Here is a 25,664-nt window from a genome sequence, read left to right as displayed (position 1 = left end):
TGAGAGTTCCTCAAGTATAGGCTAATTGTATGCGCGTAACTAACTCACGTGCTCCGGTTCACCAACCCGGTTTCTGTCTCGAAACCGGGTTTTTTTGCGATTATTCTTGGGACAAGCGTTGGATGGCTTCGCCTCCAAAAAGCCGATCGGCTGCTTGGAGAATACCGGGAATTTTAGCAGCGTGGGGACTGTGCGCTAGACAGCGACGCAAGTCTAATTCATCGAGGCGATCGGCTTTTTGGCCGGGGAACCAGTGGCCCCCATTACCTAAAAGGTTGTAGCGCATCTTGCAATAGTCGATCGTATCGTAAGCCTGCGCCAAATTCCACAGCCACAGAATTACATAAATATTAATACCTCCGGGAGTATTTTCGATACTTGGTAAACCGACGTGCCAAGTCTTAAACCAATCTTCTCCTAATTTATCAATTGCTGCTTTTTCTAATTTTTCTAATATCGGTGGCAAAATTTCATCGGCTCTATCTAACAATTCTACAGCTTTAAGATGCTCGTTAAAATCTTCAGGTTTGGCGGCGCCCAAACTTAAAGTATGTACTTGCGGATGCGACAAACAAAACAAATCATTAAACACCATCGGACTCAGCGGATAGCACAAATCTACCAATTTTTGCGGCGGGCTGTAAAGTTGACCGCCTTTGTCGGAAGGACTGATAATAAAAACGCCCATATCGTGACGTTTAGCAGCTTCTATAGCCTGCCAATTACTTTGATTGATGTAGTACCAGTGCAAGTTAAGATAATCAAATTGATTAGTTTCAATTGTTTTGACAATCACATCCGTCGGGCCGTGAGTGGAAAAACCAATAAACCTAACTTTGCCTTCTGCTTGCAACTTTCTCGCCACATCCATGCAGCCGCCCGGACGCATAGAATCCTCTAGCAATTCCCATGTATTAATGCCGTGTAGCGACAGTAAATCGACGTATTCCAGTTGCAAATAAGCTAAGGATTTATCAAATTCTTCGCGAAACTCTTGGGAGTTTGGTTGGGGATTAACTTTCGTTTGCACTATCAACTTTTCACGGGGAAAGTTCGGCAAAATTCGCCCCAACTGCATTTCGGAAGTGCCGTAACCGCGAGCAGTTTCTATGTGATTTATGCCGCATTCAATCGAGTAGCTAATCGTCGCTTCTAGATTTTGTTGGTTGGCTGGTGGAATTTCATTGGCTGGCACGTCTTGCCATTTGTAATGATATCTCATGCCGCCGCAGGAAAAGACAGGCATGGATAATTCTGTGCGACCGAATCTGCGATATTGCATCATCATAATTAAAGTCAAAGCTATAGCAGAAGGAAGTTCGGCAACGAGCAATGTACGGGATGTAACGGATGTAACGGATGTCAGGAAGAAGGAAGTTCGGCAACGAGCAATGTACGGGATGTAACGGATGTAACGGATGTCAGGAAGAAGGGAGAAGGAAGATGTAACAATCGCACTGGTTTTACTGATTAAGAACTTCTTAATAGTGTTGGCGGTTGCTAAAGGGTAAGAAACCTTGTTTTTGGTATTTTTGCGGGTGGTAAATCCCATATTCCAGCGTTCTCCTGAACAGGCAAGATGCCTGTTCTACAAAGAGTTCTTGCAGCATTCTCCTGAACAGGCAAGATGCCTGTTCCACAAAGAGTTTTTGACCACCAGTGGGCAGTTTTGACTATTTAGAAATCTCCCGTACTACGGGTTTTCCGTCTTGGATTTCGCCGACTAAAACCAAATCTGTACAGTCTACAAACAAACCATTTTCTAACACACCGGGAATGTTATTCAAGGTTTTTTCCATTTCTCCGGGGTTGGCAATGTCATCAAATTTGACATCGATTACCATATTACCTTGATCGGTAATTACCGGGCCTGCTTTTTTCACGCCCATGCGGAGTTCGGGTTTGCCGCCCAATTTTTCAATGGCGCGCATCACTGGTGTTAATGCCATCGGTATAACTTCGATGGGTACGCGAAAAGTTGAACCCAATTTATCTACCATTTTGGAACTGTCAACTACTACAATAAACTGAGCTGCGAGGTAATCGACTACTTTTTCGCGGGTGTGGGCTGCGCCACCACCTTTAATTAAGTTGAGGTGAGGATCTACTTCATCAGCGCCGTCAATAGCAACATCAATTCTGTCGATTTCATCTAGTGTTGCCAGCGGAACTCCGTACTGTTTGGCTAACACTTCTGATTGAAAAGATGTCGGCACTCCTTTGATATCTTTGAGTTGACCGGATTTTATGCGATCGCCCAATGCTTGAATAGTATAAGCTGTAGTTGACCCGGTGCCGAGTCCGACAATCATACCAGATTTTACGCGATCGGCTGCAGCAAAGCCGACTTGCTGTTTCATCAATTTTACGGGATCTTGTTCTGTGGTCATGTTCGGTACTCCTTAATAGTTTTAAGATTATACCATTTATTATGGATTTATTTAACCGCAGAGAGCGCAGAGAACGCAGAGAGGAAGAAGAAGAAGAGAGGGAACTCGCAAATTATTTCAAGTGGGAACTTCTCTCTTTTTTCTCTCCGCCCTCTGCGTCCTCTGCGGTTAAATAAAAAAAATATAGTTCACAAATCGGTGGATAATTGCCACAATGAAAATCGGCTTTCTCGATCCCGAAATTCGTCAAGCTGTCCCAGGAACCAGATTAAAAGTATTTTCAAGCATGAAAGTACACCAAATAGACGACAATGATAACAAGCTTTTTTTCGGTCAACTTTACCGCCAGTGCCAGGAAACAGAAGGCGTCGAGTACGTCGGTTCCTTACCGCAACCCGAACTCGTCCGGCAACTGCGTTCAGTCGCGGTTTTAGCTTACCCGAATACCTATTTGGAAACCTCATCTATTGCCGTGATGGAGGCGATGGCCTGCGGTTGCCGGATTGTGACGAGTGAATTAGCAGCTTTGCCGGAAACAACTGCTGGATTTGCCCGTCTAGTTTCAATGTCAGGGGTGGAAAATTTTGCATCGATAACTAATTGGAAGCGGGCGGGCAGCGCAGATTGGGAGGGATATACAAGGCGGTTTTTAGAAGCCGTAGTTGGAGTTTTAAATGAGGACACGGGTGCGGGTGGCGCAACTGCTGAAAATCATCTGAGACAGCAGGTAGAATATATAAATCGAGGGTGTACTTGGTCTGTGCGATCCCGACAGTGGGTAAAATGGTTGAATATTATTAGTGTAAAACCTGTAAGAGTGGCAGAGCAAATGATAACGGAGTCGTTGGTGGATTTAGAATCAGCTCAAGCATATTTTGTAAAGGGAAATCGGCTGAAAGATACAGGTGATCTCGGTGGCGCTATCGAGAATTATCAGAAAGCTTTAGAGTTAAATCCAGGAGATGCGGAAGTTCATAAAAAGTTGGCGGAAGTTTATGTTTTGCAAGGAGAATTTGAAAAGGCGATCGCCTCTTGCAATCTTGCTCTTAAATTCAAACCTAATTTTGCTGCCGCTTACTTGACGATGGGAAATGCCCTGCACAGTCAAGGAAAGCTGGAAATTGCAATTCAATCTTACTTGCAAGCTTTAGAAATTCAGCCGAAATTTGCTGAAGCTAGCGCGAATCTCGGCAGTATGTATTACAAGTTAGGACAATTAGAACAGGCGGCCAATTATTACCAGAAAGCTCTGCTAATAAATCCTCAATTGTGTTCGGTTAATATGATGCTGGGCAGCGTTTTGCAGCAGCAAGAAAAGTTAGATGCAGCCATTGCTTGCTATCAAAAAGTGCTGCGTCTACAACCGGGAGATGCCAGCGCTGCTGAGAAACTATCGAGTTTAATCGCACAAAAAGAGCGGGCCACTACTGACAGCAACTTTATCGAATTAGAAACAGAATCAGGCGAAGCGCAACCAGTATCTGTCAACAAAGATGAAGGCTACGGCTTGCAGCCTTCGAGCATCAATTTGCCGCCAGCGCCCACCACTGAAACTTTAAATACTCCCTTTACAAACCCCGCCCAACTTTCGGAACAAGTTACCTCGCTTAATGTTCCAGATAGCGGACAAGTTGCCAATTTTCAAGAAGTAGAACCCTACAAAGAACTGGCAGAACAGTTTTTAGTTCAAGGTAAAATTAAAGAGGCGATCGCAGCTTGTCAGCAAGCCCTAAAAATTCGACCGGATTTCATCCATGCTTACGTAACTTTAGGGAATGCTTTGCAAGCAGTAGGCAAAACAGAAGCTGCAATTCGATCGTATTCTCAAGCCCTAGAATTGCAGCCAAATTTTGCGGAAGTGCGCGCCAATATCGGCAGTATGTATTTCAAAATGGGGCGTTTGGAAGAAGCGATCGCCCATTACCAGCAAGCCATTGCCCTCAGTCCCGATTTAGCGGGCGCTCACTGGAACTTAGGGAAAGTATATCAGAAACACGGCAACATCGAAGCAGCGATCGCCTGTTTTAAAAGAACATCCGAACTCAACCCGCAGCTAGTCGGTGCAGACTTCCACTTTAACTTAGGTAATCGACTTTTGGGCCAAGGAAAGCGCGATGAAGCCATCGAATGCTACGAAAAAGCGATCGCCATTAAACCGGATTGGGCAGAAGCCTACGGTAACATCGGCAGCGCGCGATCGCAACAAGGCAATCTCGACGCCGCCATCGCTTACTATCAGAAAGCTGTAGCTTTAAAGCCACATTTAGAAGTTTTGCACTTCAATATAGCCAATTCTTTTTTACAGCAAAACAAGTACGAAGAAGCGATTACCAATTACCAAAATACTCTGAAAATCAAGCCTGATTGGCCGGAAGTTCACGCTAACCTCGGCAGTTGTTTTTCCATGCAGGGGCGGCTGGAAGAAGCTTTAGTAAGCTATCAGCAAGCCCTGGCATTAAAACCGAGTTGGGCAGAGGTTTACTGCCGGATGGGACACATTCAGAAACAAGATAAGCCGTTGGAGGCGATCGCCAATTTTGAAAAGGCGATCCAATGCAACTCCAAATATAGCGAAGCCTACCAACAATTGTGCGACTTGCTAAGCCATTCCACCAACCTCGCCGGAGCCCGTAGCATAGCTGACAAATACTGCGAAAACTGCGGCGAGAATGCCCCAATCATGTCAGCTACAGCCTACGTCTTTTCCTACCTGCAATCAGGTGTCAGCCAACAGGCAATTCAAAAACTCGAAGAAATCGAAAAACTATGTTACGAAAAGGTCGAAACCTTTAGCGTAATCGAACTAAAACTGCTCTACGAAATCTTCCTGTTTGCAGTTTCTCACCTGCGAGACAACCGCGAAAAAAATGCCAGTTTTTATCGACTCATTGCCAAAGAATACTACCAAAAAGCCGTCCCTAAGCGCCAGGAAATTAACAGAAGCAACCTAGCAAATTATCAAACAAAAGAACAGCGCGCTTTAAAAATCGGCTTCCTTTCCAAACACTTCCGCCGCCACTCAGTAGGCTGGTGCAGCGAAGCTTTAATTCGCGAATTAAGCCACATCACCCCCCACGTTCACCTTTACGTCACTGGGAAACTCCACCGAGATGAGGTTACGCAGCGGTTTGAAGACATGGCGGGCAAGTTTTACTGGCCTAAAAAATATCCAAACGGCTTTGCTGATGGCGGTGAAATCTTCGCCGAAGTAGCGCAAGACAACTTGGATGTTTTGATAGACTTAGACTCGATGACTGTGCCCACAAATGTCGAAGTGCTGTATCAATATCCTGCGGGCATTTGCGTTTCTTGGCTGGGATTTGACGCACCCTACATTTCAGATAATCACTACTTTCTATGCGACGAACACACTCACCCCCCTGGTGTTGAAAAAAATTACTTAGAACAGTTAGTAAGATTGCCTGCTTGTTCGGTAGCAATTGGCGCACTGCAAAGCATTCCTGTGAATCGAGAGGCGATTAGAAATGCTCTCGGAATTGGCTTAGATCAGATGACTTATCTGTGCGTTTCGCCAGGGAGAAAAACGAATCCCGAAATGGTACGAGCTCAAGTTACAATTCTTAAGGAAGTACCAGATAGTGTGTTAATCCGCAAAGGTCAAGGCGACCCCGAGGTTATTCACAGCACTTACCGCGAAGAATGCGATATTCAAGGAGTAGATTTTGCTCGGATTAAGTTTATAGGGCAAACCAGAAGTGAAGAAGAACACCGGGCTATTTATTATGTAGCCGACGTGCTTTTAGATTCCTATCCTTACAACGGGGGGACTCACAATTTAGAGGCTTTGTGGGCGAATTTGCCAGTGGTAACTCGATCCGGCGACCAATATCTTTCGCGCATGGGTTACGCTTTTCTGAAAAGTGCAAATGTTGATGTTGGTGCGGCGTGGAGTTGGGAGGAATACACGCAGTGGGGAGTTAAGTTTGGCCGCGATGCTGGTTTCCGAAATGCGGTGAAAGAGCATTTAATAAAATCTAAGCAGCCAGAACATCTCGCACCGTTGTGGAATCCTAAAAAGTTGGCTGAGGATATGTATAAGGTGTTTCAAAAACTTTTGTCAGTTGACGGTTGACTGTTGACTGTTGACTGTTGACTGTTATTAGAAGGAAAAATTTCCGCATCTATCACTCTTCCCCTCTTTCTGTGAAGTCTTGTAACAATCTTCGTGGAAATGCGTAAAAATTCCGCGCCGAGTCTGATAGATAAATAGCTGATTCATAGTACCGCGATCGCACTAACTTTATGCCAGTTAGGGCGATCGCTTTTTTAGTAATACCAGTTTCAAAAAAGAATGCAACTGTAGACAAGCTCCAAACCAGCAGCTTCATCATTAATTCCCCAATCTAAAATCTAAAATCTAAAATCTAAAATCTAAAATAACCTGATTACTCACTAATTGCCACTCGATCGCGCCCGCCAGACTTAGCTCGATACAATGCCTTATCCGCAGCTTCAATCAACATTTTCGGGGAATTTTGACTTGGCGAAACGGCCGCAACTCCCAAGCTGAGAGTCACACAATCGCCGACAACAGACTTGATGTGGGGAATTGCCAAAGCTTTGACGCGGCTGCGGATTCCCTCCGCAACCGCCTGTGCAGCCATGACATCTGTATTTGGCAAAATTACCGCAAATTCCTCGCCGCCGTACCTAGCAGCCAAATAGAGGCGTTCTGCGGGTGCGTTTGTGCAAGCATCCCCGATCGCCCGCGCCACTTGCTGCAAACAAGCATCCCCGGCTTGATGGCCGTAATTGTCGTTGTAAAGTTTAAAACAGTCAATGTCGCACAGAATCAAAGATAGCGGTTCCGAAGAGCTCGACTGCTCCCATTCTCGGTTGATCACCTCGTCAAAACGGCGGCGGTTAGCTAGTTGAGTTAGACTGTCCAAATTCGCCAACCCGTCCAACCGCTGGTTGGCCGCAGCTAACTGCTGGTAAAGTAAAGATTGTTCGATCGCGATCGCCACTTGAGTGCCCAACTGACTCAGCAAATCCACATCAAACTGCTGCCACTGGCGGGGTCCCGAACAGTGGTGGGCAATCAGTAAACCCCACAACTTCGGCACTTGACAAGAACTGTTACCTTCCCTAGGTTCTATTCCCTGCTGGACAATCGGCACCACCAAATTTGCCTTCACCTGACAAGTCTCCAAAAATTTAAGGTGACACTCGCTCAAATTAGAAGCATGAATATCTTCTATGGCGCGAATGCGACCCTTTAAATACTGTCCGATGTAAGTATTGGCAAAACAGCAATCATCAATTCCCATCCCCTTCAGTGGAATCCATCCTTCTGCAACCGACTCCACCACCACATCTCCGTTCCAGTCGGGTCGGAAGCGGAAAACCAGCACGCGATCAGTTGCCAAAAACTCCCGCACTTCCGCTACTGTAGTGTTGAGAATATCTTGGAGATCCAGAGAAGAACGGATGCGCGATTGAATCTGCCCGATCAGGCGTTCCCGTTCTATTTGTTGCCGCAGCGCGACTTGGGCTTGCTTACTTTTAGTAATGTCCCGACCTTCCGGCAGCAACAATACTATTTTGCCCGTTTCATCCGCGACAGGTTTGAGAGAAAAATCAACAGTTGCCGTCCGACTTACACCTTGAACTTCCACTTCATAGCGGACAAATTCACCTTTTGCCGATCGAGAAATCGCCTCTTGCAACTGTTCCTGAACTTCCTCAGAATCTCCCCACCAAGGCAACAGCCAAAACGGTTTATTTGCCACATCCCGTAGCTTAATTCCCGCAAAATCCAGAGAAGTTTGGTTAGCTTCCAGCAGAGTGCCGTCCGGTTTCAATAAGCTCACAAATTGGAAAGAAGAATCAAAAATTGCCCGAAAGCGTCTTTGAGAATCTCCCAACATTGCCGTCACCTTTTCGCGAGAGGTAATATCGCGGAAGCGCCACACCCTGCCAATAATATTTTGTCCGACTCGAATTGGCTGCGTGTAGCGCTCAAAAGTGCGGCCGTCTTTAAATTCTAGAATATCGCAACCTTCCGACTCCGCATCACTATAAAATTCTTTAACTCTCTGCAAAAAAGCTCTCGGATCTTTCACTTGCTTAGTGAGAAATGCCAGCCGCAGCGTTCTATCCATTGAATTTCTAACTTCTTCATAAATTCCCCACATTTGAACTAATTTTTCGTTATAGCTAATCATTTCTCCGGCCGTAGTAACGGCGAGAATGCCGTCGGCGGTTGCTTCTAAGGTAGCGTGCAGCAGAGAGCGCGATCGCTCTAATTCTGCTGCGGTCAATTTTCGTTCCGTGAGGTCTCGGACTGCTTTCACCTGTACTAAACGACCTTCCCAAAATACAAATTTGCTGCGAACGTCAGCGGGGAAAGCAGTTCCATCTCGCTTGAGAAAAACAGTTTCACAGACTGTATTACTGGCTGCAGAAATCATTTGCGGCGCCTGTTTGTATGATTTCGGCGACAGTAGTTCCAGCAAGCTCATTCCCACCATTTCCGCAGGTTCGTAACCGAAAAGTTGGGCAAAATTACTGCTAACGCTCAAAATTGTGTCGCGGTCAGCCACGGCAACTGCTTCAAAATAAGCTTCGCATTCGAGCAATCGCGATGCTGAGTGGCGGCTGCCATTTTCGGTAGCAGAATAGCTGTTGTTAATTAACTGTTGCAATTGCGTATTGGCAGAGTACAAAGCGGTCATGGCTTGCCTGTACATAGCAGTACGTTTCTCGACTTTTTCGGCGAGGCGATCGCGATATTCTCGCAGTTCTTTTTCGACTTTAATTAAATCAGTTATATCTACTGCAAACACGATTACGCCAGCGACGTTACCTGTTTCATCCCGGTAAGGTATTTTATCTGTCCGCACCCAGCATTTTTGACCCGATGCTGTTGGTAGTAGTTCGACTTGGCCCTGCTTGGGAACGCCGGAATTGATTACTTCCAAATCTTCTAAATAATATTGCTCTGCTTCGTCTGGATAGATTTCATAAAAAGATTTACCTTCTAATTGAGCGGCCGGCAAACCTCTCGATGCAGCGGCGGCTTGATTAATTCGCAGCAGGCGACTTTCGGTATCTTTGAGCCAAATCATCGCTGGCACGGAATCAAAAATTATTTGCTGTTCTTGTTGCTGCAGGCGTAGTTCGGCTTCTGCTTGTTTTCTTTTAATTATTTCTTTTTGCAGTTTGTGGTTAGCTTTTTTGAGTTCAGCAGTGCGTCTTTCTACTCTTTCTTCTAGTTGATCGTAGTATTGGGCCAGCAAGTTTTGCTGCTGTTCGTGCCGCATTGCTTCTAATTTTAACTTTTCGCTAGCTGACAAACTTGAGGAGACAAAATCTGCTAATATTTGGGTAAATTCGTGTTCTTCTTCCGTCCAATCACCGTGGGAGCCCTGGCGTTCGGCGCTGACTATTCCCAACCTTTGACCTGCTAGCATAATCGGTACGTTTAAAAGGGAAGTCGTGTCCTGATCGAGCAAATAAAGACCCACAAGTTCTCGCGTTCTGGGGTCATTTTCTGCTGCCACAGTAGCGATCACACTTGCAGATTTTAGAGCTTGAAAATATGCCGGACAGTCTGCGGCTGTGATGATTATTTGTACGGAATGGAGTCTAGTATTTTGTTCGTAAAGGTCGATGCAGTGAAGCTGTGTTTTGTCTTCGCCGTATAGCCAAATACTGGCTCGATCGCAGTTGACAATACTGACAGCGGTTTCTGTTACTTCGCGGATGAAGTCTTCTATATTGTGGCGTTCTTTAAGTTGACTTTTGGCTAATTTTGCGATCGCTAAAGTTGGACTGCGCCAATTTCCTCTCTGGTTGGGCGGCATGGGTGACTGCGAAGCGGCGTTAATTTCTTCGCAAACTAACAGTACAGCCGGCCGTTGGAAATTGGCAATTGAACGACCATTAGTATTTTCCTCTATTTTCCAATCTACCGCCGGCATTGGGCGCGCGGTTGCTTTTACCTTAATAATCTTGCCGTCTTTGCAAGTCAAGCAGCCTTCCCAACAGGCAATTTTTGGAGTTGGCGTACCGTTTTCCGGCTGGGCCAATCCAGCAAATTCTGCCTGCATTTTGCCTTGCTCTTGGCAGTAAAATATGTTAAAAATTGAATGACAAATTAATTCCTGCGATTTGTAGGCGAGGCGAGACGCACCGAATTGATTGAGCGAAAAAACTCTTCCCAAAGCGTCTAGAACGAAGTAAATGCCCGGAAAATTATCGTAGAGAGTTCCATACCAATCTTGTTCGACTTGTTGGCTGCACGAAAGTTTTGCTGTCGCGAAGTCGCCGTCCGTGTCGATCAAGTGAGAATAGTTGGTTTCGGGGTTGCTGGAATTACTTTTTTTAGCAAACACTTTTAGCTTAACTCGACTGTAATTAATTTTACTTTCTGGAATTTAACTTTTTTGTGAAACTAAATTAAACCTGTTGTTTGAAAAAAGTTACAAGTTGTAACAAAAATACCACTTGTCCAGCGTGCTGGTTTTCGCTTCCCCATCCAACCACTGTGTTTGTTTGTAGCTGGTACACGGTCTGCAGACGATATTTCCCGCTAGTTGCAATGCCAGCAGGTTTAGCTACAATTACCCGGTCTGTACTTTTAGCATCCTAGACAATAAAAAAAAACCGACAATCAATGGTTTTAAGTATATATGATAACACTCAAATACCTAGTATTGGGATTGACTTACTTCGGATTCGGTTTGGGATATTTGCCGGGGCTGCGGATGAACCGGGCGGCGGTTGCAATTGTCGGGTCAGATGAGTGCGGTGGCTTTGGGGATAATCGACCTGAAAACTGCTTGGGAGGCGATCGACCCAAGTACGATGTTTTGTGTTGGGAATGACGATCGTGAATATAGTTAATTTGACTGTTTAATAAATATTTATAATACTTAAGTTAAGTAAATCTTATAATGCACAATCGACCACGAGCTTTAGTCCTATAGTTTATACTTAATCTTGTCCAGCAAACGCTAAGGAGGTAAGAAAGAGTGACTACCCTAAAACCCGCTGCGAAACCCAGACTTAATTCTGCGTTCAAACAACTGATGTCTTTACACTGGGTAATGTCAGCTTGCTATTTAGTGCTGTTTATTAGCGGTACTTCTATGGCTCAATTGCCAGGAGAATTGTCTATTCGAGGCCCCCTTTACGATTTTCACAAATCCGTAGGAGTGCTGACAATGGCTTTGCTGACTTGGCGGATTTTAACTTTGCTCCGCGTATGGTGGAAAAAATATACGAAACGCCTGCCAAAGTTTACGAAGGAATGGTACAAAAATTTTGCTCTGCACGTGAGTTTGTACCTTTTTATGTGGCTAGTTCCGGTTGCTGGTTTCTTACTTACTAACTCTTACAAAAGTAACAATGTGAAATTTTTCGGAATTCTTTTGCCGGATCTGTTTCCGCAGGATTCCGCAATGGTTGATGTGGGAAGTAGTTTGCATTTTTGGCTGGCGTACACGTTTTTAGCCTTCGTGATTTTGCATATTTTAGCTCAGAAGAAAGTTGTAAGGGCTAATTGGCGCAGGTTGGCAAATTTTGTTCGGACTAAGTTCGCAAAGCCTCAAAAGGTTGGATAAATTTGCGATGGGGTACTCTTCTCAATTGGTAGCGGTAGGGTGCACGCTGCCTACCGTACATAATTAGTTGATGCGTCCACGACTATTTAGGATAAGACTATTTAGGATAAATTGACTGCAAAACTCGCTATTTTCCACGGCGATATTCTGAAACTTCTCCCATCGTCTGACTTCTGGGGCAAATTTATGGGTTGTTCTAATAAATCGACAGGCTGGCTAATCGCCAAACCCAAATCGCTCTTTAATTCCAAATTTGCCTCTTCACCATGACATTCGCAACACCGCAAAATCCAGACATTAGAATCGTCTTCCGATTGTTTGAAAGCCATCAAAACTAAATTGTCGGCAGACAAATCCAAGAAATTCCCCACTGCAGGTAAACTCTTGTTTCGATTTTCTCCCAACTGCGGCAACACCTTTACTAACAGCGGCAAATTCAACTCGTACCCGCGCCGAACTGTGCCCGCCTCTTGCCAATTTCCGCTGTGGGGATAGACTGCACAAGTAAATTCCGAAACTCCTACATCTGCTTGTTCATCAGGCCAAGTCGAACCCCGAAGCAATGTCAGCCGAATTTGATTTGGTTGAAGGTCGCAACCGTATTTGCAATCATTGAGCAAACTCACTCCAAAACCGTCATTGCTGATATCAGTCCAGCGCAAAATCGGCACTTCCCATTTGGCTTTTTCGGCGGATGTTTGCGGCTTGGTGGTGCGCTGAATCGCACCGCCGGGAATTTCGCAAGTTGCAAAATCTGCTTCTACATTTAACCCAAAGGCTGCTTTTACTAAAACGTGAGTTTCTTGCCAATCTGCAACTGTCTTGATTTTCAGCAGCGGCGAACCTATTTCTACTATATAATCTTGACAAAACTCTGATTTGCCAATTTGTCGGACTACGCGCAAACTCTGCCGCAATTCCCCCTCCTCTACCCAAGAAATATCTTTCAGTATCGGCGCGGGTAACAGATGTTTTTCATAATTTGGATCGATGTTCCAAGCATCCCAATATTGGCCGCTGTCTTGAAATGCTTGCAGTTGATTGCCACCGGCTGCATTCAGGACTTCTCGGTTATTTACTTTATCCCAAATGCTCGATAAATCCCCAGTTTTGCCGTCTACTATTGCCAGAATAAATTCATTTTCTAACACCATTTCTGCGGTTGCAAAATGCGTTTCTTGACCAGGTGTGTTTTTTTGTGATATACTGTATGTAAGTTTCGATAACTCTATCTTTTTTTCAGTTTCTGGACTCGCGGACGCATTATCCACAGTTTGAGCGTCTTCGCGACACAGCCAAAACACCTGGTAGCCAAGGGCGGGGATATTATTTGCCCAGAATAACAGTGTAGATTGCAATTGCGGTCGATCGCCCCTGACAATCTGCGAAGCCAATCGCCGTCGGGAAAAATCGTAAATTTGCCAATCTGAATCAGCGGAATCGGGAAGCGGTACGGCGACAACCTCAGAGCGATCCCAATTGAGAGTATTGAAAATTAAAATCGGTTGAGCGTCGGGCTGCGGAGGCGAAGGGAGAGAAATTTGAGCCGAGATTGCATCCAGAGATTTTAGCAGGATTTCGCGACAAGTGCGATCGACCTCAGCAAAGGCTAGATTAGCATCCGCATAAACTTGGGCGATCGCAGAACCGGGCAAAATATCGTGAAACTGGTTAAACAAAATTTGTTTCCAAGCTGATTCTAACTCAGATTTCGGATAAACCGCACCAGTACAAATCGTTGCCAGCGAAGACAGCAACTCCGCTTGGTAGAGTAATTCTTCGCAGCGGCGGTTTTGGCGTTTTTGGTCGGCGCGAGTCGTGTAGCAACCCCGGTGGAATTCTAAATAAAGTTCGTCTTTCCAAACGGGAAGAGTTTTGAGTTGTGAGATGGGAAGATTTGCACCCGAAATTGCCGACAAGTTTGACAATTTTCGCGCCCCCAAATTCTCCTGATTGTCCGATTCTGCAACATCACTTTCTGGCTTAGTTGTCGTAACTTCCGGCAAAAACTGACTCTCAATCAAAGACAAATAATCAACCGCTTTTGCAAACTCCAACCTTGGGAAAAAAGGCGACATTTTCCAGCGTTTCGCCACCTCCAACATATCACGAGTCGGGCCACCGCCGTGGTCGCCAACCCCAGGCAACCAAAGAGCATCTTGCAAATTAGTTTTAGCTTGCCAGTCAAAAGCATAACTTGCCATTTTCACAGATTCTATACTTTCGCCAATTGGAGGAGACATCATGCTAAATATTTTAGTACCGTCCAATCCTTCCCACCAAAATGCACTGTGGGGAAATTCCGTTGTATCGTTCCAACGCAACTTTTGCGTCACAAAATAATCAACTCCACCTTGCCGCAAAATCTGAGGTAATTGCCACCCAAAACCGAAAGTATCCGGTAGCCAAGCCACCCGCATCAATTCCCCAAATTTTTCTTTTGCATAACGCTGTCCGTAAAAAACTTGCCGCACCATTGATTCAGCAGAAATCAAGTTTAAATCCGGTTCTACCCACATCCCCCCGACAACTTCCCAACAACCCGCCGTCACCTGTTTTTTGATCGCTGCAAATAAGTCCGGCCGATGTTCTTCCATCCAAGCATAAAGCGCCGGAGTAGAATGACAGAAAATTAAATCGGGCAACTCCGATTGCAATTTCAATACCGACTCAAAAGTTCGCTGTGCAGCTTCCCAAGTTTCCGGTACAGGCCACAGCCAAGCCAAGTCTAAATGAGCGTGACCCACCAAATAGATTTTACCTGTATATATAGATTTCCGCTCGCCAATTTCTCCTATATATATAGATGTAGCGTTGCCATTTTCTCCAACCTCCGAAACATCCTCCCTTCTTCCTCCCTCTGCGCCCTCTGCGCCCTCTGCGGTTCCCTTATCTAAATCCCCAGAAAAAGAGGTCAGAGCACCACTTTCTCCTATATATATAGATTTAGCCTTGCTATTTTCTCCAACCTCAAAAACCTCATCTTTTCTTCCTTCTGCGATTTCTGCGGTCTCTGCGGTTCCCTGATCTAACTCCCCCGAAAAAGCCCGCAGATATCCCAGCAAATTGTGCCGCAAAACAGACAGCGATCGATCGAACTTTTCGCGATCGCACACCGCCGACCAATCAATCAAACCCATTGCCAAATCAATCTCAGATTTCAGCATTTCCCCCTTGACAAACATGGGGCGACTTGCTATTGTTTCAGTGGAGAGGTATTGGGAATTTACATTTTCTAAATTTTGAGTTAGCGAATTTTGCAAAATCTCTAATTCGGCAGCCACAAAACCCGGATCAAAACAAGAAGAGTCAGCAGATTCGTACAAACAAATCGATCGCACTAAAGCGCCGTTATCGTGACCCGGACTTACCAACCGCAAAATCACTAAAAATTCATCTCCGGGATTTGCCGACGAACTCAACAAAACTCGATCGGCAAAATCAAATAAATCTCCCCGTCCGACTAACTCGCCGTTGACAAAAATTTGAGCATCTTCTGCCCACCAAGTCAAACTCAGCAGCAACCGCAAACCAACCACAGGATAGCCGTGCAAATTATCAGGAATTACCAATTGCTGGCCCAAATACAAAACTTGCTTCCCAGACGGCCAAGCAATATGTCCTTTGCTGTTAAGTTCGGCAACAGGACTGTTACAAATATTTACTGAAGAGACAGCAGAGTCAGAATCGCAGTACCTCCAACCAGACTGAACCTCCACTTGACTGAGGCGGCGCAACTTCTCGACAGTGGCAGAAATATTGTTGCTAGCAGGTGACACAGAAGCGCTCATATTTCGCTAAAATAGGAATTGTGTATTAATCAAAAATCGGATTGAACCGCCCCGACGCAAAGGACGCGAAGAAATAAAGGTTTCAGAGGGTTTGAAGCTGCGATTAAGATCTCGCTTTGATTTTACAGCAATATTCAGCAATTCCGGCGCGAATCAAAAATCTGAATTCAATAATAAAACTTATGTCCAACGGTTACTACGGCCCATACCAAAGCCGACTATTAAATTTTATATCGAAACAGTCCCGTCAAGTCGCTGACAATTGCGATCGAACTTGGCGTCAAATTAAAGAAACAACTCTCACCGCTACCCAAATTCTGCTTTATCCAGCTTATTTGCTGGTGCAAAGTTCCCGACTGCTAGGCAGACAGTTGCGGGAATCAAGTCAAAAAGTAGATTTACCGGAACTGCAAGAATTTGGCGGTGACGAAAATCCCGATGGGCAACAAAATTGGTATCAGGGCGAAACTTCCGAGGAAAGTTCGATCGCCGAAATTTTGCACCTCGCCGAAAATTTGCTAAACTCGTCGCAAACTGCGAAAACTTTAGCCAGCTTCCCGCTGTTAATTAATCAGGGAAATACTGCTAGCGATTTACCTCCGGCTATCAATTTTAGCGGACAAATCACCAAGCATCAAACAACTTCCGTATTAGAACACCCGCTTGCTAAAACTGAACTAAAACCGCAACCAAAAGTTGAGGGAATTGCCAGTTTTATCCCAGCCCGCACTTTAGTATTGGTGGGAAAAGAAAATCAGATATTAGATATTTTGACACCCGAACAGCAGGAAATGCTGGAAGGTCGCATAACTTGGGAAATTGCCAACAGCGGGCCGGAACGGCGGGAAATTACCCAAAAAGAATTAAAATTTAATCTCGGTTTGGAGTCGGCAGCAAAAAAAGCGCAGTTGCCGCCGATGCGTCGTTTTTGGGAATTGATGGCATGGCTTCAGACGAGTCCGGTTGCCCTCAAAAGAAATCAATTTGGAGAATCAATCCTCGCAGTTAAAAAATCGATCGACCGCAATGCCATCCTAGTCCAAAAAGCCCGCGCGCAGATTGAAGCAAAAACCGTACAGCAGTCAATTGCGGCATCGAATTCGATCGACCACAATACTCCAAAACTAGAAACTAATTTTAACACCAAGTTCGATCGACCTTCTACTCCTCTCTCCTTTGTTACATTACTTGATCGCGCCGCAGTCAACCTCGAAGAATTTACCCTGCCGCCAGCGGCAAAAACAATCGCCGCACCCACAGAAGCCTCCGCAGTCAAAATTAATACATCCGGCACAAACGCCAATGTAGATTTGTCCGCCCGCGACATCCTCGAAAAATACGCTCGAAACATCGAACAAATTATTTGGTCGTCAGTAGACCACCTTTTGGGCAAAGAAACTGCAGCCAGTGATAATACGGAGAAATCAGTCGCAATTCAGTATTATTTGAAACAGCGCTCAAAACTAGAAAACACACAAAATAGCCCAGAGGTCGATCGACCCTGGCTGAATTGGCAAGACTTATTCGGGGAAGCAGCACCTCAACATTTAATCGAGGGAAGTTCCGAACCCGATGTAAAAGCTCAAAGCCCCATAGCACAAGCCAGCCCAATAGTCAAGGAGAAAATTGCAGAAATAGGAGAATTGGCAGAAGGTCGATCGACTGCAGTCTCAATCTCCCCTTACCCCGAAGCACTTCACCGCCTGCTGGGGCAGCTAAAACAGAGCTTGCTGACAAAAAGCCCAAATAGTCAACCCCAAACCGCATCTGATTTATCTGATTTAGCAGTTACTCAAAAAAATAGCTCTGCACTCGCAGCAGAATCAACCCCAGGGCGCGCGCCGGAAACCCAAGTGCCAAAAAACACAAACTCGAACACCGGACAAAACAACCAATTCCCAGCAGCAATCACCGCGCAAACCCGCAGATACACCCCCGCAACCCCCGCAAACCGCGCTGCTGCTGAACCCAAAAATCCCAGCGCAGGCGTCCCACCGGAGGGCGAATACTTAGAAACAAAAGCAGAATCGATGGGATACATTAAGCACCCCCTAGAACAAGTGCTCGAATGGCTCGATCGAGTTATGCTGCGGCTAGAAAACATAGCTGAGCAACTCTGGAATTGGGCAAAAATCAACTTGCCAAAAATCCTCAAAAGCAAAGATAAAATTGACTAATCTTTAGCTTATGATAAAAAAGTTGCTGCAACAGCAGCAAATCAGCTCAGTATTATGCCATCTTTGGAGACTCCCACAGTGCTAACCCTCAAAATCGTAGTTAATGTAGTTGTTTTATTTTTTGTTTCCCTGTTCATATTTGGATTTTTGTCCAATGACCCAGCCCGGAACCCCAACCGCAGAGACATGGAATAAACAAGTTATCTCGGCCGCAGAGTAGGGGCGCGTCACCGCAGCCCCTGCAACAGCCGACAAACCAGCAAAAATTAGTCGAACAAAACTTGACCGCAAGCATCCAGGATACAAGCCCCCGGATTCATTCCAACGCACAAACTCAGGACCCAGAAATAAAAAACCTGTATCCGATAAAAAAGTCGCCGAATTGATCCGTGGGGTCAATGCTTCAAATCTAAAATCTAAAATCTAAAATCGATTGACCTCGCACCGCCAGCGAGGTTATCTTGTGGCGGAAGCAACTTCTCAAATCAGCCATTTTCAGGCACGCCAAAGCCACTGCAAATTTTAGATGTCAGATTAATCTCTAAACAGTTGCCTTTTAGATGCAAAATTTTCAATAATTTGCACCCTATAAAATCTAAAATCTAAAATCTAAAATCTAAAATCGGATGACTTACCTGTTATAACTATGCCCTATCCGGTACCGCCGCCAGAACCCCCTGGCATCATCTACATCGCAAAGCCAAAAAAAGTCGCCCTCACTGTCGCGGCCGGCGATGGAGACACTCGCAGCAACCCCGCAGAAATACCGGAACCAAGCCCAGATATCGTTCAGCCAGAACCCACACCAGCCCCAGCAGAACCCGCAGCCACACTCCTCGGCACAACCCCAGCCACCGACCAGCCTCCAGAAATCGCCGACCCCCTAGCGGAAGTCGAAAGCGGCGACGCAGTTCTGGGATTTCAGCGTCAGGCCCCTGTGGGAGAACCCGCAACAGGGACTGTTGAGCAAGATTCCTCGTTTACGGCTTACCAATTGGGTTCGGTAGAAAATGCCATTGCCATTCGGAATCGGGAACGAACCGCAGAGGCGCAGAAACAACAGGAGACGAATGTTGTCGGAAAGCAGGAAAGTTGGTATCAGGCCCAAGGCCGGCAGTTAGAAGATAACTCTCCCGAACCTGCTGAAATTCCCGTTCCCGAACCCGCGCTAGAACCAGCACCTAGCGGGCAACAGGAGTTCGACATTCCCGCACCAGGCCCAGCCCCTGCACCCAGAACACCCGCTGCGCCGAAACCGAAACCGAAACCAGCCGCGCCGCCGGGAGTCCGCACCGCCCCTTCTCAGCGGACGGTTCCTTTTCCGGTCACTCCGGCCGATACTATTGAAGTTAAGGCCGACAGCCAAGAATTCGACGACAAGCAGCAAATTGTCACGGCGGTGGGTAATGTCGTTGTGCGGTTCCGGCAAACTGTGATTGATGCCGATCGAGCGATCGTCAACTTAGTCACCCGCCAAGTGGTAGCATCCGGCAATGTCGCCTATACCCGCGGGCAACAAGTAGTTCGTGGCCAGCGGATGGAGTTCAATCTCGGCCTCAACAGCGGCGCAGTCGAACAAGCACGCGGCGAAATATTCCTGCCCGCAGCAGGTACCGAATTGACCCCCACACTGCCGACAGATATCAGTGCCGGGACAATTCTGGAACAACCGCTGAGCGATCGAATTACCAGCCAGCAGCCCGTGCGCGGAGTCAAATCCCCCGGCGCTGCTACAGTGACTATCGGCGGCGGCGGACAGCTAGCAGCCCCCCAAGTTACTGGTGCCGTCAACCGCATCCGCTTTGAAGCCGAACGCATCGAACTGCTGCCAGACGGCGCGAGGGTAGCAACCAACATTCGGCTTACTAACGACCCGTTTTCCCCGCCGGAATTTGAATACAGGGCCCGCAGGGCGACGATTAGAAGGATTTCGCCCACGGCTGAGGAATTGGTCACAACTAAACCGCGTTTGGTGTTCGACAACCGCGTGAAAATACCCGTGTATCCCCGCAGGCAAGTGTTTGACAGCAGGCAGCGGAGCGGCCCGTGTTTGACCTTTGGCTACGACGGGGGCGAACGGGGCGGTTTGTATGCCGAGTGCGGTTTTGAGGTGTTGCAAAACGGGCCGGTGCGGCTGACTCTGACGCCCCAAATTTACCTGCAGCGGATTGTGGCAGAGAACGGCGGTAATCCGTTTTCTCCCGACAGCTACGGGCTGAAAGCGAGGTTGGGCGCTAGTCTCGGCCGGCGCACCAGGTTGGACGGATCGGCAATATTTCTGAGTTTGGAAGATTTCCCGAATTTGCCGGAAGACAGCTTTCGGGGCAATTTGCGCCTGCGACAATTGATCGGCACTCACACTCTGGCAGCAGAATACAGTTATCGCGATCGACTGTTCAACGGTTCTCTGGGCTATCAAACCGTGCAGAGCAGCCTGGGGGCAGTCCTCACTTCCCCAGTCATCCCACTGGGAGGCACTGGCATCAATCTCAGCTACCAAGCTGGGTATCAATTTATCAATGCTGACACCGATCGAGCAGACTTGCTCGAACCAGTGCGGGAAAACAACCGCGTCGATCTGGGCCGTTCCCAAGTCAGCTTCGCCTTGAGCCGCGGCTTCAACCTGTGGGAGGGCGAACCGCTGCCGCGCACTCCCACCCAGGGTTTGAGGTATACGCGGACGCCAGTGGTTCCTTTCTTGCAACTCGCCTTGGGACTCCGGGGAGTTGGTACTTATTACAGCAGTGGCGATCGACAAAATTCCCTCGCCCCCAGCGTCGGCATTCAAGGGCAGTTCGGTCATTTCTCCCGCCCTTTCCTCGATTACACTGGGTTTAACGTGACTTATACCCAGGTGGGGCGCGACGGTATCTCGCCGTTTTTATTCGATCGCTTAGTGGATTTGAGAGTCCTGTCTTTTGGACTTGTCCAGCAAGTTTACGGAGGCTTTCGAGTTGGATTTCAAAGTGCTATTAATTTAGAAAGCGGGGAAGCAATCAGTACGAATTACACTTTAGAATACAGCCGCCGCAGCTATGCAATTATTTTGCGTTTTAACCCTGAGCGTCAAGTCGGCAGCCTGACTTTTAGAGTTAGCGACTTCAACTGGAACGGTACTCCCGAACCTTTTTCCGGGGACGCGCGAACTGTAGAAGGAGGCGTGCGTTTATCCGATTAATTCAATTGGAAATTGGTAATTGGTGATTGGTAATTGGTGATTGGTAATTGGTCATTGGGAATTTGGAACCAACAGATAACAGTCAACAGATAACAGACAACAATCAACAGAAAACAGTCAACAGTCAACAGAAAACAGTCAACAGAAAACAGTCAACAGTCAACAGACAACAAATGACAGAAGTGACCGCAATATCTGCACAAGCAGCGGCTCTGCTGGTTCACTACGGTTTTGACCTAGGTGGCAAAAAAGCCGAGAAATTGGCGGGTGAATGGCTAGCCAAGTATCCCGGCTATTGGCTGCGTTTAGCAGTGGTTGAAGCGCTTTATCAAGGCCGCTACAAGGCTGTTTCTGTGGGACAGCTATTGAGTATGTGGCACCGGATAGGTGAACCTCTCTATCATTTCAATCGCGAGTTTGAACGCTTGGTATGCAACAATTTCCCTCAAAATTTAACCGGTGAAAGTCCTGATCAACTGTCACCGGAAGATATACTTTTATCAAACCAGGAATCGGAAGTCAGTGCCGCAGAGTTAGATTTTCGTGGGCCGTCAGAGGCGCAACTCGATCGGGCGCTTCATGCAGAAGTCCCAAACACAGAAGCAGAGGAAACAGGAAAATTACCTGCAGCGGACGATCGTACAAAAGAAAATACAGAATTTGTAGTATATGAAGATGTGGCTGTTACCGCCCTCGCCGATCGAGCCGAAGCTGAGCACAAATTAGCGGACAAACCTGTGGCAAAATCATTCCCAGTTGTCAAACACACTGATTTTCATACCAAGTTAAAAGCGATTGCCAGAGAAGGCAGAAGAAAGAAGGGAGAAAGCAGAAATAGACTGTAAACTTTGTAAACTAGATAGTTATTTGTCACTCTTCACTTTTGGGACTGCCTCCCATCCGAATTTCCGAACAAAAAGATGCTTGTTCGGTACCGTTAGCTTGCTTAACAACGCTAGTCCGCAGCCGCAGGTTGGGCATGAGATACCAAAGCCTTTCTTCCGCATGGAGGGTGTCTGATTCTGTAATCAATGTCAGCACGTCGTCGCCCATCACGTAGCGGCTGTTACCCTTATCTTGCAACACTTTGCCTTCGCTGGGATTGTCGGGATTTGGTACGATCGCTAGTATTGTAGAACCGATTTGTTTAGCTTTGTCGCGATCGGGAATACCGTCCCAACTAATCCGAACGCTGGTTAGCCCAGTTGAATCCGGGTTAATCGAGTGTTGTTGGCAAAGTTTGACGACTGCTGCATCGCTAGCTGTCAGTAGTTCTATTTTGAGGTCGGATTTACCGGCCTGCAATTCTCCAGAATTGAGATTGTGTACGGTACGCTGAGAAAACCATTTGCCTGCACTTAACTCGAAAAACTCGATAACATCCATGAAATTTGTCTCTAAAGTCAATACTGCTTTATTTGCGATCGCCACTTGCGCGCTATGGAGTCAGAAACCCGGTTTCTTCCTACGTACCTAGCGGTCAAACCAATGATTTTGTCTAGAAACCCGGTTTAATAGTGCAAGTCCTTTTCTATATTTTAGAGGAAGGGGGCGCACCTGCAAAGCTTTCTGAGAGCTTTGGGTGAAACAGATTGCAGATGCCTTTGAGGTAGGAAACCCAACCAGGGGGACATCTGCCTCGCTGAGGCGGCCGACTTGACAGAAAATTAGAGCATCCGCCATCATATTTCGTTATAAAAAGTCTTTTTTCGCACTTTAAATAGGATTGCGATACCGGAAATTTTTTAGCTTTGACCGAAAGCATCCAGGATACAAGCCCCCGAATGAATCCGTCCAGAAATAAAAAACTTGTATCCGATACACAAGCCCCCGAATTTATCCGTGGGGTCAAGGCTTCAATCTAAAATCTAAAATCTAAAATCTAAAATCTAAAATCGATTGACAGTGTTGATCGATCGACCCTCATCGCCCAAATACCAGCTATGTTAAGAAAAACAACGGTATATGTGAGCTTTTGTCGCTCAATCGGTAAATTGGGCGTTGCTGAGTTGAATTATATTGGCGGCGATTTATTGTAATCGCACTGCTTGAAAATTCTCAAAGCAGACTCCGACTAAAAAACAAGCAATTCATCGAACCATCACCAAACCGAGGACAGCAAGCCCATAGCATAGAGCATTTAAATATGTCATGCTAAGTCTAAGAGAAAAGATTCTCGATCGGCTTTTCGGTAGGGTGCAGCTAGCGATCGTATACATTTAAAGAACACATCCGTAAATTTATGACCGAGTTTACACAAGGGCTGGATAAAATGCAGCCCGCAGAACAGACGCACTACCTGGGAATATTGCCCAGTCAGCTAGCAGCGACTTCAGACTCAGAAAAATTATACAGCTTACTAACAGATTACAATTTTATTAAAGCCAAGCTGTCAGCATGGGGAGTACAGGCGCTAATAGAAGATTACGATTTAGCAACAAGTCCCGATATTATTATCTCAGACCAAAAAGCCGACCAACTCAAATTAATCCAAGAAGCAATTCGGCTGTCTGCCCACATTCTATCCACAGATAAAACCCAACTAGCCACCCAACTAATAGCCCGCTTGATGTGCTTTGAAAGTCCAGAAATTCAAGCACTGCTAGCACAGGCAAAACACCAAACAACCCCCTGGCTGCTACCGCTAACGCCCAGCTTTACCCCTCCTGGCGGGAGATTGTTGCGTACCCTCACCGGACATACAGACTGGGTACAAGCTGTAGCAATCACCCCCGACGGCAAGCGGGCAATTTCTGCGTCCTCCGACCACACTCTCAAAATTTGGCACTTAGAAACAGGAGAAGAACTTTCCACCCTCAAAGGTCATATTACCTACGTCAATGCTGTAGCTGTCACGCCCGACGGCACTAAAGTAATTTCCGGTTCTTGGGACAATACGATTAAAATTTGGGATTTAGAAACTGGACAAGAAATATTTACCTTTGCAGGCGATACTTTTGCCGTAGAAGCAGTAGCAGTAACTCCCGACGGCAAGCGAGTAATTTCAGGTTCTTGGGATGGCAGTATTAAAGTTTGGGATTTGACAACCAGGGAAGTAATTTTTAACTTCAAAGGTCACAGCAGTTTTGTCCAGTCCGTAGCAGTAACTCCTGATAGCAAACGGTTAATTTCCGGGTCGGGAGACAACAGCATAAAAGTCTGGAACCTAGAAACAGGAAAAGAACTTTTTACTCTCACCGGTCATGCAGACTGGGTAAAAAGTTTAGCAGTTACTCCCGACGGCGAACAAATAATTTCCGGCAGTTACGACGGCACTGTTCAAGTCTGGAGTTTGTCAGAAAGAAAGCAACTTTTCACTTTAGGAAAACACAGCAGTTTCGTTCAAGATGTCGCAGTCAGTCCCGACGGCAAACGAGTAATTTCGGCTTCCGGCGACAAAACGCTGAAAGTTTGGAATCTGGAAACAAAAGAAGAACTTTTCACTTTTACCAATCACATCGCTCCCGTGAATGCTGTAGCTGTTACCCCCGACGGCCAACGGATAGTTTCTGGTTCCTCTGACAAAACTCTCAAAGTTTGGCACTTAGAAAGAGGCAAAGAAAATTTATCATTTGCCGGTCACGATGACTGGGTAAATGCTGTAGCAGTGACGGCGGATGGTACGAAAGCGATTTCCGGTTCTGGAGACAACAGCATTAAAGTCTGGAATATCAAAAACGGACAGGAAATTTTTACTATTTCGGGACATCAAGATTGGGTAAAAGCGATCGCAATTACACCGGATAGCAAGCGAGTAGTTTCGGGTTCCGGCGACAAAACGGTGAAAGTTTGGAATCTAGAAACCGGAAAAGAAATCTTTACTTTCACTGGTCATACGGACTGGGTAAATTCTGTGGCAGTGACGGCAGACGGAACGATGGCGATTTCCGGTTCTGGAGACAAAACTATTAAAGTTTGGAATCTAGAAACAGGAGAGGAACTTTTTACTTTTTCAGGTCATGAGGACGGGATAAAAGCTGTGGCAGTTACTCCCGACAGCAAGCGGGTTATTTCGGCTTCCGGCGACCAAACTCTGAAAGTTTGGAGTTTGGGTAAAGAAAAGAATATTTTGGCAAATTTATGGAATTTAGCCGTCAAAAATCTACTTTTCACTCTCAAAGGTCATGAGAGTTTTGTGAATGCTGTGGCAGTTACGGCGGATGGCAAATGGGCGATTTCTGGCGGGCGGGAACACAATTTGAAAGTTTGGGATTTGTTAAGTAGAAAAGAAGTTTTTACTTTGGCAGGTCATGCTGATGCGGTAACATCTGTGGCGGCTGTGGGAAATAGAGTGATTTCTGTTTCGGATGACAATACTCTCAAAGTTTGGGATTTGTTGAGTCGAAAAGTAGTTGCTAGTTTTATGGGAGATAGTGCTTTGAAAGCTTGCGCTATTGCACCGGATGGGGTGACAATTGTGGCGGCGGAAGCTTCGGGACAGGTGCATTTTTTGAGGTTAGAAGAGGGAAAATAGTCATTAGTCATTAGTCATTAGTTATTATGCCGATCGCACTTTTGCTAAACTTTAAAAGTGCGAT

General features: G+C 46.2%; 15 protein-coding genes. 9 read left to right on the top strand and 6 right to left on the bottom strand.

The window, feature by feature from the left end; all coding sequences use genetic code 11:
* Positions 1 to 100: 100 nt before the first annotated feature.
* Positions 101 to 1,285, bottom strand: a complete 1,185-nt coding sequence (locus QUB37_RS05300; protein WP_445300005.1) for an aldo/keto reductase — start codon at positions 1,283 to 1,285, stop codon at positions 101 to 103.
* On the opposite strand from QUB37_RS05300, the gene QUB37_RS05295 reads away from it, so the two are divergent.
* Positions 1,245 to 1,406, top strand: coding sequence for a hypothetical protein (locus QUB37_RS05295; protein ID WP_333159921.1), 162 nt, complete (start codon positions 1,245 to 1,247; stop codon positions 1,404 to 1,406). The two genes, QUB37_RS05300 and QUB37_RS05295, sit on opposite strands and share 41 nt — an antisense overlap.
* A gap of 267 nt (positions 1,407 to 1,673) precedes the next feature.
* Here the strand turns inward: QUB37_RS05295 and rpiA are convergent, their stop codons facing one another.
* Positions 1,674 to 2,390, bottom strand: coding sequence for a ribose-5-phosphate isomerase RpiA (rpiA, locus tag QUB37_RS05290; RefSeq protein ID WP_333159802.1), 717 nt, complete (start codon positions 2,388 to 2,390; stop codon positions 1,674 to 1,676).
* Positions 2,391 to 2,604: 214 nt separating this feature from the next.
* Between rpiA and QUB37_RS05285 the strand changes: the two genes are divergently transcribed.
* Positions 2,605 to 6,483, top strand: a complete 3,879-nt coding sequence (locus QUB37_RS05285) for a tetratricopeptide repeat protein (RefSeq protein ID WP_333159800.1) — start codon at positions 2,605 to 2,607, stop codon at positions 6,481 to 6,483.
* 52 nt (positions 6,484 to 6,535) lie between these two features.
* Here the strand turns inward: QUB37_RS05285 and QUB37_RS05280 are convergent, their stop codons facing one another.
* Complete coding sequence (locus tag QUB37_RS05280; protein WP_333159798.1) at positions 6,536 to 6,742, bottom strand: hypothetical protein; 207 nt, start codon at positions 6,740 to 6,742, stop codon at positions 6,536 to 6,538.
* Between the two features lie 54 nt (positions 6,743 to 6,796).
* Positions 6,797 to 10,750, bottom strand: a complete 3,954-nt coding sequence (locus tag QUB37_RS05275; protein WP_333159796.1) for a PAS domain S-box protein — start codon at positions 10,748 to 10,750, stop codon at positions 6,797 to 6,799.
* Between the two features lie 297 nt (positions 10,751 to 11,047).
* Between QUB37_RS05275 and QUB37_RS05270 the strand changes: the two genes are divergently transcribed.
* Positions 11,048 to 11,242 carry a hypothetical protein gene (locus QUB37_RS05270; protein WP_333159794.1) on the top strand — a complete coding sequence of 65 codons (195 nt, stop codon included), beginning with the start codon at positions 11,048 to 11,050 and terminating at the stop codon, positions 11,240 to 11,242.
* Positions 11,243 to 11,446: 204 nt separating this feature from the next.
* Positions 11,447 to 11,980 (top strand): cytochrome b, encoded by a 534-nt coding sequence (locus QUB37_RS05265; RefSeq protein WP_333159792.1) that lies wholly within the window; start codon positions 11,447 to 11,449, stop codon positions 11,978 to 11,980.
* Between the two features lie 101 nt (positions 11,981 to 12,081).
* On the opposite strand, the gene QUB37_RS05260 is transcribed toward QUB37_RS05265, so the two are convergent.
* Positions 12,082 to 15,771 (bottom strand): alpha-mannosidase, encoded by a 3,690-nt coding sequence (locus QUB37_RS05260; protein WP_333159790.1) that lies wholly within the window; start codon positions 15,769 to 15,771, stop codon positions 12,082 to 12,084.
* Between the two features lie 182 nt (positions 15,772 to 15,953).
* On the opposite strand from QUB37_RS05260, the gene QUB37_RS05255 reads away from it, so the two are divergent.
* The 4 genes from QUB37_RS05255 to QUB37_RS05240 all read left to right on the top strand — a co-directional run bounded on the left by QUB37_RS05255 (position 15,954) and on the right by QUB37_RS05240 (position 21,971).
* Positions 15,954 to 17,948: a hypothetical protein gene (locus QUB37_RS05255; RefSeq protein WP_333159788.1), complete on the top strand. Its 1,995-nt coding sequence runs from the start codon at positions 15,954 to 15,956 to the stop codon at positions 17,946 to 17,948.
* A gap of 78 nt (positions 17,949 to 18,026) precedes the next feature.
* A complete protein-coding gene (locus tag QUB37_RS05250) occupies positions 18,027 to 18,143 on the top strand; it encodes a photosystem II reaction center protein I (protein ID WP_039887172.1) in 117 nt (38 codons plus the stop codon).
* Positions 18,144 to 18,594: 451 nt separating this feature from the next.
* A complete protein-coding gene (locus QUB37_RS05245; RefSeq protein ID WP_333159786.1) occupies positions 18,595 to 21,126 on the top strand; it encodes a DUF3769 domain-containing protein in 2,532 nt (843 codons plus the stop codon).
* Positions 21,127 to 21,299: 173 nt separating this feature from the next.
* Entirely contained in the window at positions 21,300 to 21,971 is a 672-nt protein-coding gene (locus QUB37_RS05240) for a hypothetical protein (protein WP_333159784.1), read from the top strand.
* A gap of 25 nt (positions 21,972 to 21,996) precedes the next feature.
* Here QUB37_RS05240 and QUB37_RS05235 read toward each other — a convergent pair whose 3' ends face one another.
* Complete coding sequence (locus QUB37_RS05235) at positions 21,997 to 22,512, bottom strand: phycobiliprotein lyase (protein WP_333159782.1); 516 nt, start codon at positions 22,510 to 22,512, stop codon at positions 21,997 to 21,999.
* Positions 22,513 to 23,368: 856 nt separating this feature from the next.
* On the opposite strand from QUB37_RS05235, the gene QUB37_RS05230 reads away from it, so the two are divergent.
* Positions 23,369 to 25,600, top strand: coding sequence for a hypothetical protein (locus QUB37_RS05230; RefSeq protein WP_333159780.1), 2,232 nt, complete (start codon positions 23,369 to 23,371; stop codon positions 25,598 to 25,600).
* The last annotated feature ends 64 nt before the right edge of the window (positions 25,601 to 25,664 follow it).

The organism is Microcoleus sp. AT3-A2, from assembly GCF_036705685.1.
Taxonomy (GTDB): domain Bacteria; phylum Cyanobacteriota; class Cyanobacteriia; order Cyanobacteriales; family Microcoleaceae; genus Microcoleus.
The sequence above is the reverse complement of the archived record's forward strand: the minus strand, read 5'-3'. Positions and strand labels throughout refer to the sequence as shown.

Coding starts and splice junctions, on each gene's coding strand:
- QUB37_RS05240 (WP_333159784.1), top strand. CDS start 21,300: ATGACAGAAGTGACCGCAATATCTGCACAAGCAGCGGCTCTGCTGGTT.
- rpiA (WP_333159802.1), bottom strand. CDS start 2,390: ATGACCACAGAACAAGATCCCGTAAAATTGATGAAACAGCAAGTCGGC.
- QUB37_RS05270 (WP_333159794.1), top strand. CDS start 11,048: ATGATAACACTCAAATACCTAGTATTGGGATTGACTTACTTCGGATTC.
- QUB37_RS05255 (WP_333159788.1), top strand. CDS start 15,954: ATGTCCAACGGTTACTACGGCCCATACCAAAGCCGACTATTAAATTTT.
- QUB37_RS05260 (WP_333159790.1), bottom strand. CDS start 15,771: ATGAGCGCTTCTGTGTCACCTGCTAGCAACAATATTTCTGCCACTGTC.
- QUB37_RS05245 (WP_333159786.1), top strand. CDS start 18,595: ATGCCCTATCCGGTACCGCCGCCAGAACCCCCTGGCATCATCTACATC.
- QUB37_RS05285 (WP_333159800.1), top strand. CDS start 2,605: ATGAAAATCGGCTTTCTCGATCCCGAAATTCGTCAAGCTGTCCCAGGA.
- QUB37_RS05295 (WP_333159921.1), top strand. CDS start 1,245: ATGGATAATTCTGTGCGACCGAATCTGCGATATTGCATCATCATAATT.
- QUB37_RS05235 (WP_333159782.1), bottom strand. CDS start 22,512: ATGGATGTTATCGAGTTTTTCGAGTTAAGTGCAGGCAAATGGTTTTCT.
- QUB37_RS05280 (WP_333159798.1), bottom strand. CDS start 6,742: ATGATGAAGCTGCTGGTTTGGAGCTTGTCTACAGTTGCATTCTTTTTT.
- QUB37_RS05300 (WP_445300005.1), bottom strand. CDS start 1,285: ATGATGCAATATCGCAGATTCGGTCGCACAGAATTATCCATGCCTGTC.
- QUB37_RS05230 (WP_333159780.1), top strand. CDS start 23,369: ATGACCGAGTTTACACAAGGGCTGGATAAAATGCAGCCCGCAGAACAG.
- QUB37_RS05265 (WP_333159792.1), top strand. CDS start 11,447: ATGTCTTTACACTGGGTAATGTCAGCTTGCTATTTAGTGCTGTTTATT.